The sequence below is a fragment of the Clostridium isatidis genome, assembly GCF_002285495.1.
Taxonomy (GTDB): domain Bacteria; phylum Bacillota; class Clostridia; order Clostridiales; family Clostridiaceae; genus Clostridium; species Clostridium isatidis.
This window is the reverse complement of sequence record NZ_CP016786.1, coordinates 581,988-599,127: the sequence shown is the minus strand read 5'-3', so window position 1 is coordinate 599,127 and position 17,140 is coordinate 581,988. Positions and strand designations below refer to the sequence as shown.

Sequence of the window (17,140 nt, the reverse complement as noted above, 5' to 3'; positions counted from 1 at the left end):
TTTTCCTCCTAAACAACAAAATAATATTTTTTAATCATAGCTAATATTGGTAAAGCAATATTAAAAATAATTATTACACCAATGAATAAATATACTATCCATTCCTTAAGTCTAAATTTATTAATAATATACTCAAAAGTTTCTCCTATAAAAATTATTATAGGTATAATTGCTGGATATATATACCTTCCTTGAGGTTGAAAATCATTATATGTCGAATAAATTATCGATAATATTATTACTATTAAAATTTCGAAAATAAAAACTATTCTCAACTTAAATGCATCATTATATTTTCTATTTACTATTGCACTTTTAACCTTCGCAATTATTACTAAGACCGTTAACATAGATATTACCATAAATAGATAATAATAAACTGAATTCAACCTTATATCCATATTACCTAACATAGCCCAAAAACTCATAAATGTCTTTTTTAACCAATCAGTTTTAATTAACATAGTAATCATATTTAAGCCATGTTTATAAGGAACATCCCTTAATGAAGGCTTCAAAGAATCTATTGCTAATTTCTCTTGTAATTCTAATGAAATAGTGTCTCCAAATAACTCACCATTATAAATAATCAAATTTCTAACAAAAAACCATCCACTAATTAAAAGAGATATCAGAGTAAAAAACATAGTCTTCTTAAAAAACTCTGAATTTTTATTTTTATATGTTAATATCACTAGTATAACTGTACATAAAATTATAGAGTAGCCGTTCATATAGGTTAACATTATAATCCCATTTACTATTGAAATCTTTATTACAATGTCCCACTCCCAATTGTTTGAAATTCCTTCAATCCACAAAAATACTGTTATTGAACTTAAAAAAATCATTAATGAATCCTGATTAACATAAGAATTCAAAAAGGAAAATTGAGGAATACTAGCAAAAAATATAGGTAATACATACTTAATTTTGCTTTCTTTAAATATTTTTTTACAAATTAAATAAGTAAAATAAACTGTTCCAACACCACATAATACGGAAAAAAATCTCGAAATCATAAAAGGCTCAATATTTATTTTTAGTAACTCAGCCAAGATACAAAGTAAAGCTGAAAATACATATGCAATATAAGGCTTAAAAGCGTAAGTAACTCCAAAATCACCATAGAATAATCTTGGATCACCACCAATTGGCAATTCCTTATATTTGAGTATAAAATCCACAATATCAAACCTTAATTGTTCATCAGGTGCATTATTAAATGGAATTATTACTGCGTACAACATAAAAATAGAGAATGAAAATACCATCAAATTCACAATATATTTTCTTTCCTTAACATTCATTATTTATTGCTCCTATGATTTTAATAATATTATCTATTATTATACTCATCTACAATTGCCTCCAAGTATTTTCCATAACTTGTTTTCATTAAAGGTTTTGCTAATTTAAGAACTTTTTCTGAACTAATCCAGTGATTTCTAAAAGCAATTTCTTCAAGACAAGCAATATAAGTTCCTTGAGTATTTTGAATAGCTTCAACAAAATTAGATGCTTGAAGCATTGAAGAATGAGTTCCTGTATCTAACCAAGCCATTCCTCTTCCAAGCAAGTTTACTTTTAATGTTCCTTCTTCCATATAAATTCTATTTAAATCTGTTATTTCAAGTTCTCCTCTTGCAGAAGGTCTTAATTCCTTTGCCTTTTTAACAACAGTGTTATCATAAAAATATAAACCTGGAACTGCATATTTTGACTTTGGTTTTTCCGGTTTTTCCTCTATTGAAATTACATTATTATTTTCATCAAACTCAACTACTCCAAAAGACCTTGGATCTTGTACATAATATCCAAAGATCATAGCTCCCTTTTCTATAGAAGCAGCTTCTTTTAAATGACTTGAGAAGCTTTGTCCATAAAAAATATTATCCCCAAGAATCATAGCAACATTATCATCACCTATAAAATCCTCTCCAATTATAAAAGCTTCTGCTAAGCCATTTGGCTTTTCTTGAATTGCATATTCTATACTTAATCCCAGTTCTGAACCATCCTTGAATAATTCCTTAAAGTTAACAATATCTCTTGGTGTTGATATTATTAATATTTCCCTTATACCTGCTAACATAAGCACAGACATTGGATAATAAATCATCGGCTTATCATATATAGGAACCATTTGTTTCGACATTGCTTTTGTAACTGGATATAATCTTGTTCCTGAACCTCCAGCTAATATTATACCTTTCATATTATCATCTCCTTAATAAAAAGTTATTTAATTTGCATTTTCATCACCAAACAAAAGAACAAAGGTTTTTAATATAAGTTTTATATCTAATAAAAAGTTTCTTTCATTAATATATTTAATATCTAACTTCATCCAATCTTCGAAATCTATACTATTTCTCCCCATAACCTGCCAATAACACGTAAGTCCAGGTTTAACTTCAAGTCTTTTTAACATCCATGTTTCAAAACTTTTTACTTCTTTTGGTAAACTTGGTCTTGGACCCACTAAACTCATATCTCCCTTAAGAACATTAACTAGTTGCGGCAATTCATCTATACTTGTTTTTCTTATAAACTTACCAATCCTTGTTATTCTAGGATCATCTTTCATTTTAAACATTGGACCAGACATTTCATTATTTTCTTTAAGTTTGTCCTTCAATTCCTCTGCATTTACAACCATAGACCTAAATTTATACATTTTAAATTCCTTACCATTCAAACCAACTCTTTTTTGCGCAAATATAATAGGTCCTTTAGAATCTAATCTTATTAACATTCCTACAACTACTAATAGAGGACTTAATAATATTAGCCCACATAAAGAACCTATTATATCAATTGTTCTTTTTAAAAAGTTATATACTAATTTATTTTCTTTATTATTTACAACATCGATTTTCTTTGAATTATTTATTTCCAAATTTCTATTAAGATTTATATTATCCATTAAGCTTATCTCCCTCCCAAACCTTTAAGCGCACTTTAAAAAACCCCTTTTTTGTAATTAATACATCAAATTCTACAATTATTCTATTATATTTTACTTATATTCAATGTCAAAGTGATTATAACACATAAATTTATCAAAATAAACCTACAATACTAACTTGGCAATTAGTATATCTTTAACATTTTTGATATATTTTTTATTATTTTAAAAGTTTAATTAAAGTTAACTAAATTAGTTATTGTCGAAAAAAACTATTTTTCTATTATCATTCTATTTTTAAAATTTTTTCCTTTTTTTCTGTCGAAATTCTGCTTATTTTTTTTAAAATTTCTATAAAAATAAAAAAGTGACTACTACAGCAGTCACCTATTTATTTCATAATAATGTCTATCTCTTATACTAACATAAATTCTATTTTCTCTAAATTTTCTATAGCCCTATTATATCTATCAATTCCATAACTTCCAAAATTATCTCCTCTTGCTTCTTTAATTATTGTCCAGAGACTCCAAAGGAAATCTTGAAGTATTTTATTAATAAATATTCTTTTCCTATGACTCTCCTCTATACTTCCATTAAAATAATAATTAATGAATAATTCTTCATCATCTTCAGAGAAACCACATTCAAGAGAAAATGCTGCTAAATCCCACATTGGATCATTCATACCACTATATTCCCAATCAATTAAATATATTTTATCTTCTCCACTTTTTATAAAATTTTCTGGAACAGTATCACAATGACATGGTCTCAATTCATAACTACCTTCTTCAAGTAAAGGCTTTAATTTCATTACTTTTTCATAAATTATATTGTGATCTTTGTATCTTTCACCATTATACTTGTCAATTAATTTATCATAATGAACAATTAAATCAAAAACATTAAATTCATTATTTAACTTTATTTCTGAATTATGAAGTTTCTTTAAAACTTGAGCAACCAGTCTCATATTTTCTTCTTTCTTTGCAGTTGTTGGATTAAGAGTTTCTAGCTTTTTTATGTATTTTGCTATTTTAATTCCATTTTCTTCATTAAAATATTCCAAATCATAATTAATTCCTAATTTCCAAGATAACAGCGAATTAATTTTTTCATTTTTCCTATCTATAAAGTCCTCTGTTCCTACTCCAGGAATTCTTATAACAAAATCTTCTCCATTTATAGTTATTTTATAATTTTTATTTGTCATTCCACCTATTGGTTCAATGGCTTCTACTTTATCTTCTTCCACCTTCAAGGCTTCACTAACAATTCTTTTTATATTATTAAACTTAACTTCTAATTCCTTTCTCTTCATTCTTGGATAAACATACTTTATTATTTTTTGCAGGTCTTCTTTCTTATCAACTTCAGACCAAACTAAATCATCTATCTTAAGACATCCTATTTTATAATTTCTAGCTATATCTAAAAGCATATACTCATAATTTAAATATGGATTTCTATTAAATCTGTATTCTTTCATCATCTTATTAAAAACTTCTAATGAAATTTTACTTAACCCTATCATTTCTCCATCTATTTTATTAAGCTGATGTATATCCTTTGACATTTTATAAATATATCCGTCTCTTAATTCAACAAAAGTTTCATCCCCAGAACCTGATTCATTTGTTATAATTACACAATCTCTATCTTTTGCTTTTAATAATTCTGATATTGCTCTTTCTTCAAAAAGAACATCACTTTCAATTAAAATAAAATCATCTTTAATAAAATCATTAGCTAAAGCTAAAGACGCCATGGTACCTGTCCATTTGTATCTATCATTAATTACAATTTCTATATTTTTTTCTCTTGCTATTTTATCAAAAGCTTCATTTTTATAGCCTGTAATTATTAATATTTTTTCAATATTATTTTCACGTAATAAATCTATTGTTCTTTCAATTAAACTCTTCTCCCCAATTTCTAGTAAACTTACTGGTAAATCAAAATCTCTAGACCTTCCTGCAGAAAGTATTACTGCTTGTCTAACATCTCTTTTTTCATTTGCATGAAGTATAATTTTCTTCTCAATAGATGATTTCATATATTTTTCTAGTATGTCAATGCCCTTTTCAGTTAATATATAGTGTGGTTTTCTTGAAAACATCTTTTTTATTATGTATTCTTCCATTAAAAGATCCTTAATAGCATAATTAACCTTGCCTACAGAAATATTTGCTTCTTTAGCTATATCAGATTGTCTCATTCCACTATTCGTATTTAACAATTGTAAAATTTTTATTTCCTTTTCCACTATATTCTCCTTTCTAAGAACAGATTTTTATAATTCATTTTTTGAGTTTCATTTTTTGAATTTAGTATCATTATAATTTCTTTTTTCTTAATATTCAACATTTTTTTATAAATTTCTCCAACAAATACATTAATTATAATAAATTCATTTTGAATAATAAATTAATTAAGCCTATCTAATAATTAAGTATTTTATTTAAATCACATGGTAATAATATGCTATATAGCCATTTATTCTTTGTATTTGATTTTATTGTTTTTAAAATATACACCTAATATAAATATTTTAAATAATATTAATATTTTTCAAATTTTTTAATGTTATAATAATAATGTCAAAACGAAAAAATATATATTAGTATAAAAAAGGAGAGTAATTATGGTATTCAATTCCCAAACGTTTATTTTTTTATTTTTACCTATCACATTAATTATATATTTTTTTGTAGGTAATCGTTTTAAAAATTATATACTATTAATAACTAGCTTAATATTTTATGCATGGGCAAGTGTAAATCATACATTTTTGCTTCTTATCTACATATTAATAAACTATATTTTAGGAATTTTAATAAGTAATTTTAAAAATAATAATAGAAATACAAGTAAAATTATATTAACAATAGGAGTTATTATAAATTTATTTATACTTTTTTACTATAAATATTTTGATTTTTCAATTAAGGTCACTAATCACTTGTTTAATACTAGTATTCCTTTAAAATATATTGCTCTTCCTCTTGGAATTTCCTTTATTAGCTTTCAAGCAATATCTTATATAGTTGACATATATAGAGGTGACGCAGTAGTAAATAAAAATCCATTTTATGTTGCCCTTTACATGTCCTTATTTCCAAAAGTAACCTCTGGGCCAATTATTAAATATAAACATATAGATGAGCAAATTAGGAATAGATCTATAACTATTGAAAAATTTAGTTATGGAATAGAAAGATTTATATTTGGTTTGGCAAAAAAAGTAATAATTTCTGATATTTTAGGAAACATGTCAGACGATATATTTTCTGTACTAAATACAGGCATAGACACACCTAGTTCATGGATAGCAATAATTTGCTATACACTACAAATTTACTTTGACTTTTCAGGTTATTCAGATATGGCAATTGGTTTAGCTAATATGTTTGGCTTTAATTTTATAGAGAATTTCAATTATCCTTATATATCAAAATCAATAAGGGAATTTTGGAGAAGATGGCACATTTCTCTTTCTACTTGGTTTAAAGAGTATTTATATATTCCTCTAGGCGGAAATAGAAAAGGAAGTACTCGAACATTAATCAATCTATTAATAGTATTTTTTGCAACAGGAATTTGGCATGGTGCTAGCCCTAACTTTATAATTTGGGGATTTTGGCACGGACTTTTTATGGTTATTGAAAGATTAATAAAAGATAAAGACTGGTACAAAAAAATACCAAACTTTATTAAATTAATTTTAACTTTATTTATCGTGATGCTTGGATGGGTATTTTTTAGAGTTAACAGTATATCTGAAGCTATTAAATTTATCGCTATAATGTTTGGTATAAAACAATACGATTATGTGAGCTTTGATTATAGATATTTCTTAAATACTAAACTCATAGTTTGGATCATAATAGGAGCTGTTCTTTCTACACCTTTAATAAGTAACATATTTAAAAAATATAAAAATATTAAAGGCTTTGAATTAGTTAAAACAATATTAATTGGTATTTTATTTATTATTTCAATTATTTTTATAGTTAATTCAACCTACAGTCCTTTTATATATTTCCAATTTTAATGAGGTGATAAAATGAAAAGAATACATATTTTTAGAATAATTTTATTTTCAATTATTATTATAATTCCGATAATAACAATGAATTTTAAAGAAAATCAAGTTTCATCAATTGATAATAGAAACTTAACAAATTTTTCAGACATAACTAATGGAGATATAACAAATAATATTGAAAGTTACATAGAAGATCGTATAGGATTTAGGGATACAATGATTACAGCTTACACTCTAGGAATGGATAAAATATTTAATGATATGGTTCATCCTAGTTATCAATATGGAGAAAATGGATATATTTATTCTAAATTAGAAAGAGCAAGCTTTGATGAGGAGTTTCAAGAAATATTTTCTGATTTTATTGTAAAACTTCAAGAATATTGTAATAATAATGATATAAAATTTTTATATGCTTTGGAACCAAGTAAAATAACTGTTTACCAAGAATATCTTCCTATTGGCTATAATTATAAAAATGAAAATTTAGAATATCTATTATCTTTACTTGAAGAAAAAAAAATAAACTACATTTATAATGGTGAAGTTCTAGAAAAATACAAGGATACAATTCAGGTATTTGACGAAAAATATGATGCAAATCACTGGAACGAAACAGGAGCAATTATTGCTATATCAGCTATATTAGATAGACTTCATTCATTAGATTCCTCAGTAGATCCTCTTGATATTAATAAATTTGAGAAATATGAAGTAGAAAATACAACTTTACCTGTTTCTTATTTTCCTATTTCTGAATATACATATAAATATAATTTAATTGATAATAATTCAATAGAAGTAGATGAATATAAAGATAAAATAGAAATATCTAAACAATTTAGAACCTTTGTTCATTATAGAAATTTAAAGAACACTGATGCACCAAAAATACTAGTTTTTGCAGGCAGTTATTTTAATGAAAAGGATAAATTTTTAACTGAAAGCTTTTCAGAATATATAAAGGTTCATAATTATCACAATGTAATTAATTATGAATACTATATAAACTTATTTAATCCTGATATTATTCTTTTTGAATCAACTGAATATACTCATAAAGATCATTATTTCCCTGTTGAACAAATGAAAAATAAAATTAATTCCTAGACCTAGACAAAATATATAGCTAAATAACAAGCTTGATATTATAAAAGTGATAGTCCCTATTTAATTTAATAGGGATTTTTTATTTTGTATTGAAACTCTATTATATTAATGTTAAGAAGTAAATTATTATAAAATATAATTGTTATTTATAGCATTTTGTTTTATATTACTATTATGTAAAACATAAGGAGGGCTATAAATGAAATGTATAACTATATCTGGCAAAGCTGGTCACGGAAAAGATACCTTTGCTAGAAACTTAAAAAAGGATTTGGAAGCACAGGGGTTAAAAGTATTTATTTTTCATTATGCTGATTATATAAAAATGCTTGCAAAAGAAATCTATGGTTGGAATGGAGAAAAGGACGAAAAGGGAAGAAGTATTCTTCAAAATCTAGGTGATAAGCTAAGAAGTAAAAATAAAAGGATTATTATTGATGAATTAATTAAAATTCTAAAGTTGGTTGAAGATGACTTTGACATTGCAATAATTCCAGATGCTAGATTACCGCTTGAAATAGAAGTTCTAAAGGAAATATGGCATACAGTTTCTATTCACGTTAATAGAATAAACTATGTAAACATTCTGACAAAGGAACAGAAAAAACACTTAACAGAAACAGCCCTAGATAATTATAAATATGATTTAAGTTACGATATTGAAGAAGGAGATTTTAGAAGCCACTATCTAGATGTTATGAAACTTTTATAATGGGGACTGACCCCATTCCATTAAATGGATTGGGGTCAGTCCCCTAATTTATGACCGCACTTTGGACAATATTCAAAATCTTCTTGTGCTATGTAACCACAATTTACACACCTTTTATTATATGTATTTTTTGAATAAGTCCACTCATTATTATTTCCTATATAAATAAGATCTCTATCACTTATTTCAATATTTTCGCCGCTTCTTAATCTATTTCCAACTTCTTGATTTAATTCATATAAGGCTCCGCAGCATGTGCTTTCAACATAATAATGTCTATCCCATTTAATAATTGGTATAAAAAACAAGCTAAAACACTTACACAGCATATAAACATTATATCTTCCATATCTTCCGCATTTACTGCAAATAATCAATTTATCATAAGGAATTTCTTTTCTAACCGTATCAATTCCAAATATTAAGAACATATTGTCACACCTCATATACAAAAAGTTCCGAAAATTTTTAAAAGACCTTTATTATTATATTCTATTTATCCCTACTTTAATACACTGGCTTTAGGTTTTTTCTTGCTCTTTTAATAATCTCTTCAACATTTAATTCTTCATTACCCTTGGGAATATTATATATACCATAGCTTGGATTTAATTCTATTTCCTTATTAGAAATAAAATATTTATTTTCTAAGATATTTTCAATTAACCCTTCTATAAACAACTGTACACTTTCAATATTATCACTATCATAAGTTCCTGCATTAGGTATAACTATTAATAGTTTATCCTCTTCATATCTTGCTGCCCAACTAGCAATATTCATTATTTTATTTAAATTATCTGCTAGTTCCTTTAATATGTAATCTATATCATCTAAATTATTATTATTAGATTTATAAAAATCTAAATCTAAAAATATAATAGATATTTGTTGATTTTCTATAGATGCTTTAATTATATCTGCCGGAAGTCTTTCATATATATATTTTTTACTATATAAACCAGTCACCTTATCCTTAACAGCCACCTGATTCATATTTTTTATTAAGTCAAATAAGCTTCTATCATTATTCTTATCTCTATTCTCAATAAGAAAACTCATTGTTATATCCTTAAATAATTCCAATGAAAGATTCTTACCATATATTTTAATAGGAATTGCAACCATCATAAGAATTTTATTCCCACTTAAGTCAACCTTTACAACTATTTCATTACTAATGCAAGCCCTTGAGGAAATACAATTTTCACATACATAATCATTATACCAAATTTTATAGCAAAAGGATTTTACTTTCCTTAGCTCTCCTTCTTTTATTTCTAAAACCTCTTTTTTAATAGGATCAACAATCCTCATGCTATCATACATTTTATCGAAGGCTTTAATTTTATCTACTACAAGCTCAAATTCATAAACATAGTCATTTCCAAATACCCTTTTAGCAAAATTCTTTTCCTTCATAGCTTGTACTATTAATTTGTCTAATTCTTGACTTTTTTGCACTAGAAAATCTGAATCATAGTTGTCTGAAACTATCATTTCATTAATAAGTTCTCTTAAGCCTTCCATCTTATTTTTGCTAGATTCTACAACCATATAAATCACCTCTATTTGTTTTATTACAACTTATTACAAGGTAGGGATATCATTTACTATTATACTCACGATTTACTATTATACCGTTTTATTACATAATTTTCTATATTTTTTACTATTCTATCTTAATATTTTTTAAATATCAATAATAGTTAATTTTTCTACTTTATATATTTTATACCTATTCTAATAAATATTTAAATTTTAACATAAATGGGGAAACTTTTTTAAAATATGTATATAATATATCCTTTACATATTGATAATTAACTATTTTTTCAATTTATTGGCAAATCATTACTAAAAGTTATAATTATTATTTGAGCATTCTAATATTAGATATGATATTTTATAAGGATTAGAATTATATTTAGAAATTATTAATGAATGGTTTATTTATATTATTCTATAATCTAGTGCTAATTTCCTTCATAAATGTAATAAAAAAGCACTATAAAACCTTAAGATTTTATAGTGCCTTATATATTAAATCTCTACTTCAGTAGTTTCTTTTGTTATAACATTAGCTGATACTTTTTCAACTAAACTGCCATTTTCTGTTGAAATAAGATTATTTACCAAAATTCCATTCATAAGAGCTAAAATATCAGCATCCTTAAGCTCTTCTTTAACATCCTTTATTGACAAAGTATACTTTTTCCCAAAAGCATCTTTAAATTCCATGACTAAAGTTCTTTCTATCACTTATTTTCCTCCTTTCTATAACTTATATTATGACTATCTGCTTAAAGCGAAGCTTTGATCCTTTCTAACTGCAGCCACGCTATAGTCTAATACTGCAGCTACTAAATCTGAAATCTCTACTAACTTTTCATCTGTAACTTCAGGATTAATATTTTTTAATGTTTGCTGCTTAAAAATATCTCTTCCAGCCTCGTTAACCCCTACTTTATATCTTATTACTAACTTGTTATCTGTTAATGTTGCTGCCATATTATCACCTCCTCAATAATCTATATATGCAGCACAAAAAAATTTTTTAAAATAAGTCCATGTTTTATTAGTTTGTTGATATTAGCTAATCTTTTAAGTTAATTAATGATATTTGGAGGATACCATTATTTAAAAACATAAACTAAATAAAAATAAAAAAAGTGGACGTATGTCCACTAAACTAAAGTAATATTAATATATAAAATCACTAAAAATACTCTTAAAAGCTTCTATATCCATAGGGGATATTCTCACTCTCTTTAAGGAATGTAATCCATCTGAAAAAGTCGCAAATCCATTTTCAGTAGTAACTGCAGCTTTTATTCCTAATTCTTTTGCTACTTCAATTGTCTCCTCATCATATCTTCCAACTGGATAACAAAGGAACTTACTTTCTACTCCTGCCTTATCTTTTAAAGCCTTTGCACCATCTGAAATAATCGAAGCCTTGTCCTCTCTAGATATGGCTGTAAATTCTATATGAATAGATGTATGATTTTCTATTCCCATTCCATGGTCCTTCATTTCCTTAAGCATATCTGAATTCATAAAGTAACTATCAACATCTATATTATCTGTTATTATAAAAAATGTAGCTTTCATATTATAATTCTTTAATATTCTATAAGCTTCAGTATAATTATCTGCATAGCCATCATCAAAGGTTATTGAAACTGGTTTCTCTGGGACCTTACCAGTTTCAAAAGCTTGTACCACATCTTCTAATAACATTGGGGTAAAACCTTCTTCAGCAAGCCATTTAATTTGTTCTTCAAATTTATTTATTGGAACTAATAAAGAATTGCTAGGATCATCATCCGATACAGAATGGTACATAAGTATTGGAATTTTAACTTCACTTTTATCCATAGTTACATAATTTATCTTTTCTTCTACTTTTTCTTGTTTTTCTATTTTTTCATTTTCCCCATTCTCACTATTGATTTCTTTTTCCTCTTCCGCATCATAGTTTCCTGGATATACCCCTGCATTAACAGCTTTTGATACACTAATATTAGCATAACCCTTAATTCCAATTATGTAATTTCCTCCAAATACAATTAATAAGGCTAACATAAAAATCATTAACAATTTTATTATACTCTTCATAATTCTTCCTCCTCATAGTATAGTTAAAATATAAAATAAGAGGAATATTATGTCAAACATTTTTTATAAAAGGGGACTGACCCCATTACAAAAAATGTAATGGGGTCAGTCCCCTTTATTAATTAAATAACCTGATCTAGTTCTTCCTCTTCTAATCCTGGAAGATTTATTGTAAAGGTAGTTCCTATACCCTTCTTGCTGTTAACCTTAATATAGCCACCATGCTGCCTTACTATATCATAGCAGACACTTAATCCTAAGCCAGTTCCTCCCTGCTTTGTAGTAAAGAATGCGGTTCCAATTTTATTTAAAGTTTCCTTATCCATTCCTATTCCATTATCAGAAACCTTTATATACACACTATTATTTTCTTCAGTAATTCCAGCTTCTAAAATTAATTTTGCATCCTTCATTTCATTCATCGCTTCAGCAGCATTTTTGCATATATTTAATATAACCTGTTTCATTTGTGATTCATCGCATAAAATATATCTATCATCAATTTTATAATTAAAATCAATTCTTATTCCTCTGAACAAATAGGAAGTTTCAATTGTTACTTTAATTGCCTCTAAAAGATCTCTAAAAGAAATCTCTTCAAGCATAGCTTTCTTAGGCTTTGATAAACTTAAAAAATTACTTATTATTCCATTTACTTCATCTGTATTACAATTAATCCTTTTAGCATATTGAATAACCTTATCATCTTTGGCAATAGCCTCTATCAATTGACTGCAGCCTTTTATTGTTGTTAGGAAATTTCTTGTTTCATGAACAATTTTTGCTCCCATTTGTCCAAGTAAAGCTAATTTTTCTTTATGCAATAGCTGCTCCTGACGATCTTTAAAATCAGTCATATCAGTAATAACTATAACTTTTCCTATGGATTTTCCATAAATATTTAATATATCTGAGGCTTGAAAAATTATTTTCTTTTCCACGCCATAAATGTTGGTAATAGTTCCTTCAATTTTTTCAGTAGAAATAACTTTTTTTCCAGTATAATTAAGGAAATTAGCTAATAGTGATATTTCCATTCCTGATACTTTTTTATCGGATAAACCTGTAAGGTCTACAAAGGCTTTATTAACAGAAAGAATTCTTAATTTATTATCACAAATAAAGGCTGGACTTTGCATTGAATTTAGTACTGTTTTAGTTTGAATATGAAGATTATTAATTTCTTGTTCCTTTCCTGTATCTTTAATTGTCAATAAAAATCCATTATTAATTTTTATTATTTTCATATTAATTTTGAGATCTCTACCATTCTTTAATTTATAAGCAGTAATAATCTCTTTACTATCATCATAATTAGAAAATTCTTCTTCTAAGGAAACCTTTCCTTCATTACTTTCCATAAATGCTTTATCAATTTCCTTTATATCTAATCCAATTAATTCGTCCCTATTATAACAGAACATTTTTTCAAATTCTCTATTTGCAAAATCTAGCCTTAAGTTGCTATCATAAGTTTGTATTGCAATTGGAATAGAATCTAATATTTCATTAAGTCTTTCAGTAGCATTGTTTAGTTGTTCATAAGTATAATTTATACTGCTTTGAAAAATACTCTTGTATAAAAAATAACAATATAAGACATTAAGAACATGGCCATATACTACTAAAGGAGATTCAAAATCTTTATATCTAGTAAAACATAATTCTATAGGTATCATTGTTATAAGAGCAAGGGCTAAATATTTATAAGAAATATATCCGCCTTCATTAATTTTATCTCTATATCTAATCAAACTAAGAATTGCCAAGGAAATTATTGTGAATTCATGTAATATTCTAATACCATCTAATTCTTTAAAATTTATATTTAAGAATAAATGAGCTATACCATTAGTTCCAATGATTTCATAGCCCAATAATATTGCAAAAGCTAAAGTAATTATTAAATATAATTCCCTTTTTATTTTAACCTTAACATCACCATAATCAAAAGAAGCTACAAAAATCATAGTAATATCTATAAGGCTTCCGACAATCCAAAATTTTAATGTCATATTTCTATCACCAAAGGCTATTCCTAAAGGTTCGTAATAATAAATATGTAGAATATCAATAATTGTAGAAGCTAATATCCCAAAGGAAATAACTCTGCAGCTTAAAGGACTATCCTTATATTTATTCCACACTATAAAAAATAAAGAAACTCCAAAAAGCACCCCAATTAACTCAAGTACTGAGTGAACTAGCCCACTATTATTTTTCCATAGGAATTTGTAGATTAATGAAGAAGCCACAACAGTGAAAATCATAAATTTTAATAATTCTACATAAAAAAAATTTACCCCATTTAGCTTTACATTCTCTCTCATAATAACACCCCAATTCTCTTTCCAAAAAATTTATTATAAATAATAAATTATTTTTATAAAAATTAATGTATAATTATAAAATTAATATACCCAACAAGAATATTATATCTAATTATGAAAATTTTTACAATACTTTATTAACAGATTATCCACAAACTTATCAACAAAATCTGTTAATAATCTACAAACTATCATTTTTTGACATAAAAAAAAGCATACAAAAAGAAATAATTTTTGTACGCTTTATTAAAATTTTATTTTTCTGCTGCCTTTTTTCTCCTATCTACTATCAAAAGGCTTCCAATGGCAGTTATAAACAAGCCTAGAGACAATAAATACATAGGATTGTTTCCTCCTGTATATGGCAGTTCATTACCCTCTCCTGGAATTTCATTATTTTCCTGAGGATCTTGTGGTTTCTCTGGATTTTCTACTGGATTTTTTGGTTCTTCTGGTTTTTCTGTTTCCTCAGGATTTTCTACTGGATTTTCTGCCTTGCCTACTGCAATTCTATCTTCCTTGCTATAATTAACTTCCCCCAAATACTTAATATATTCTTCAAGAGCTTCATCTAATGCTTGGAATTCATTTTCTGTTTTAACATCTTTAAAATGAGGATAATCATCTCCACCTGCAGCCATAAAATCATTAGCAGCAACTAGGTATTTAGCATCCATATCTATGTCTTTACCATTTATCTTTATTGAAACAATTCTTTCTCCTGGTGCTTTTTCTGCATCAAACACAAAGTTTATTCCAGCCACATGAGGGAAATGACCAGCAGTTGCTGGATAATCCTTAACACCATGTTCAAGAATATCCTTGATTTGTGCTCCAGTTAAATATTTAGTAACTATAAAGTTACCAAATGGAAGAACGCTAACTACATCTTGCTTTGTTATTTCTCCAGCATTAATAGTTGCACGTATACCACCACCATTTGTTATAGCAATTTCTGCTCCAGTTACATATAGCATAGCATCTGTAATTAAATTTCCAAGGTTTGTTTCACCAGTTCTAACATTTTCTCTAGCTCCATCTAAAACAACCTTTGAAACTCCCACTACCTTTGATAATATAGCATTTTGTGCTTCATTTATTTCTTCTATTTTTTGAGCTACTATTTCATCTGGATTTTGAGTAGCTGCTGTAGCTTTTGGAATTAAGCTTGCAATTTTATTAGTTATCTTATTTGTATCTTTATTAAAAGTTATTATTACTTGTCCAAGATTTGCACCATATTCTCCTGTACTCACTATTAATGTTCCATTATCAGCTTCAAAACCTGTTGGATAATTACTATGGCTATGTCCATCAATTATTATATCTATGCCTTCAACTTCCTTTGCTATCATTGTTGAAACTATTTCGCTAGATTCATCTGTTCCTATATGTGCTAAAGCAACAATTATATCTGCACCCTTTGCCTTTAATTCTTCAACTTGTTTCTTAGCACTTTCTATAGGAGAAGCAAATTCAAGGCCCTTAACATTATTAGGATTTGTCTTAAAGGCTGTTTCTGGAGTTGTTAAGCCAAAGAATCCAAGCTTAACACCATCAACTTCCTTAATATAGTTTGCATCTAATAAAGTAGTATTATCTTTAATAACGTTTGCAGAAATTATTGGGAAGCTATTGAGTCCTGTTGATGCCATATCAGCAAGTTCTAAAAGTCTTTCATAACCATAATTAAAATCATGGTTACCTGGTGTCATAACATCATATCCAGCTAATTTCATTAAAGCAACAATATCTTCACCTTTATTCATAGTTGCAAATGGCAATCCATGTAATGTATCACCAACATCAACTAAGATTGAATTATTTATACTCTTCTTTATTGCTGATATAGTATCTATTCCTATAATACTAGAATCAGCCTTAACCCTTCCATGAGTATCATTAGTGTGAAGTATTGTAATATCAACTGATCCCTTTTCTAATGCAGCTTTGTTATTTTCTTCTTCAATGTTTGCTTCACTAGTTACAATTTGATCTTCTGTTTCAGCCTTAACTTCTTTTGTTTTAACAGTAATTAAGCCCAAAGTCATTATTAATGCAAGAAATGAGCTAAAGAGTCTGCTTTTTAAAAGCTTTTTCATATTTCTCCTCCTTTTAATTAATAAAATTATTATGACATTTTACAATTAATTAACATTGTTGCCTTGTTAATGAGATAATATATATTTCCATATTTTTACTATTATTATTTTACATCTAATTTAGTTTATTATCAACTGATAGTTCTTTCTTTTTATAAGCTAAGTAATAACAACATAATTTGACTTAATAAAAAAGGGGCTGTCGCATTAGCGGGTGAAAAAAACGCTAGCGACAGCTCCTATTTTTCAATAAAAAGAGAAGATTCGAATCTTTGCTGACAAAATAAAATTATTTCTTAAAAA

14 protein-coding genes are annotated in these 17,140 nt (G+C 26.5%); 3 read left to right on the top strand and 11 right to left on the bottom strand.

The annotated features are described in order from the left end of the window. Nucleotides 1-8: 8 nt before the first annotated feature. From BEN51_RS02845 to BEN51_RS02830, 4 genes are all read right to left on the bottom strand, one after another. The gene (locus BEN51_RS02845; protein WP_119864585.1) at nucleotides 9-1,310 is read right to left on the bottom strand and encodes a glycosyltransferase family protein; all 1,302 of its coding nucleotides are present in this window, start codon (nucleotides 1,308-1,310) and stop codon (nucleotides 9-11) included. Nucleotides 1,311-1,339: 29 nt separating this feature from the next. Beyond that, complete coding sequence (rfbA, locus tag BEN51_RS02840) at nucleotides 1,340-2,218, bottom strand: glucose-1-phosphate thymidylyltransferase RfbA (protein WP_119864584.1); 879 nt, start codon at nucleotides 2,216-2,218, stop codon at nucleotides 1,340-1,342. 27 nt (nucleotides 2,219-2,245) lie between these two features. Beyond that, nucleotides 2,246-2,929, bottom strand: a complete 684-nt coding sequence (locus tag BEN51_RS02835; protein WP_119864583.1) for a sugar transferase — start codon at nucleotides 2,927-2,929, stop codon at nucleotides 2,246-2,248. Between the two features lie 397 nt (nucleotides 2,930-3,326). Beyond that, nucleotides 3,327-5,180 carry an NTP transferase domain-containing protein gene (locus tag BEN51_RS02830; RefSeq protein ID WP_236906245.1) on the bottom strand — a complete coding sequence of 618 codons (1,854 nt, stop codon included), beginning with the start codon at nucleotides 5,178-5,180 and terminating at the stop codon, nucleotides 3,327-3,329. Nucleotides 5,181-5,876: 696 nt separating this feature from the next. On the opposite strand from BEN51_RS02830, the gene BEN51_RS02825 reads away from it, so the two are divergent. The 3 genes from BEN51_RS02825 to BEN51_RS02815 all read left to right on the top strand — a co-directional run bounded on the left by BEN51_RS02825 (nucleotide 5,877) and on the right by BEN51_RS02815 (nucleotide 8,784). Continuing rightward, entirely contained in the window at nucleotides 5,877-6,968 is a 1,092-nt protein-coding gene (locus BEN51_RS02825; protein WP_236906244.1) for an MBOAT family O-acyltransferase, read from the top strand. A gap of 12 nt (nucleotides 6,969-6,980) precedes the next feature. Continuing rightward, nucleotides 6,981-8,072 (top strand): alginate O-acetyltransferase AlgX-related protein, encoded by a 1,092-nt coding sequence (locus tag BEN51_RS02820; protein WP_119864580.1) that lies wholly within the window; start codon nucleotides 6,981-6,983, stop codon nucleotides 8,070-8,072. 199 nt (nucleotides 8,073-8,271) lie between these two features. Next, on the top strand, nucleotides 8,272-8,784 hold the full coding sequence (locus BEN51_RS02815; protein WP_119864579.1) for a KTI12 family protein: 513 nt from the start codon (nucleotides 8,272-8,274) through the stop codon (nucleotides 8,782-8,784). Nucleotides 8,785-8,819: 35 nt separating this feature from the next. Here the strand turns inward: BEN51_RS02815 and BEN51_RS02810 are convergent, their stop codons facing one another. From BEN51_RS02810 to BEN51_RS02780, 7 genes are all read right to left on the bottom strand, one after another. Continuing rightward, the gene (locus BEN51_RS02810; RefSeq protein WP_119864578.1) at nucleotides 8,820-9,215 is read right to left on the bottom strand and encodes a zinc ribbon domain-containing protein; all 396 of its coding nucleotides are present in this window, start codon (nucleotides 9,213-9,215) and stop codon (nucleotides 8,820-8,822) included. Between the two features lie 76 nt (nucleotides 9,216-9,291). Further along, nucleotides 9,292-10,341: a diguanylate cyclase domain-containing protein gene (locus BEN51_RS02805; protein WP_119864577.1), complete on the bottom strand. Its 1,050-nt coding sequence runs from the start codon at nucleotides 10,339-10,341 to the stop codon at nucleotides 9,292-9,294. A gap of 486 nt (nucleotides 10,342-10,827) precedes the next feature. Beyond that, on the bottom strand, nucleotides 10,828-11,046 hold the full coding sequence (locus tag BEN51_RS02800; RefSeq protein WP_119864576.1) for a DUF2922 domain-containing protein: 219 nt from the start codon (nucleotides 11,044-11,046) through the stop codon (nucleotides 10,828-10,830). A 33-nt stretch (nucleotides 11,047-11,079) separates the two neighbouring features. Next, entirely contained in the window at nucleotides 11,080-11,295 is a 216-nt protein-coding gene (locus BEN51_RS02795; RefSeq protein ID WP_119864575.1) for a DUF1659 domain-containing protein, read from the bottom strand. A gap of 192 nt (nucleotides 11,296-11,487) precedes the next feature. After that, nucleotides 11,488-12,405 carry a polysaccharide deacetylase family protein gene (locus tag BEN51_RS02790; protein ID WP_119864574.1) on the bottom strand — a complete coding sequence of 306 codons (918 nt, stop codon included), beginning with the start codon at nucleotides 12,403-12,405 and terminating at the stop codon, nucleotides 11,488-11,490. Between the two features lie 122 nt (nucleotides 12,406-12,527). Then, complete coding sequence (locus BEN51_RS02785; RefSeq protein ID WP_119864573.1) at nucleotides 12,528-14,735, bottom strand: ATP-binding protein; 2,208 nt, start codon at nucleotides 14,733-14,735, stop codon at nucleotides 12,528-12,530. Nucleotides 14,736-14,989: 254 nt separating this feature from the next. Next, nucleotides 14,990-16,837 (bottom strand): 5'-nucleotidase C-terminal domain-containing protein, encoded by a 1,848-nt coding sequence (locus BEN51_RS02780; protein WP_119864572.1) that lies wholly within the window; start codon nucleotides 16,835-16,837, stop codon nucleotides 14,990-14,992. Between the last annotated feature and the right edge of the window lie 303 nt (nucleotides 16,838-17,140).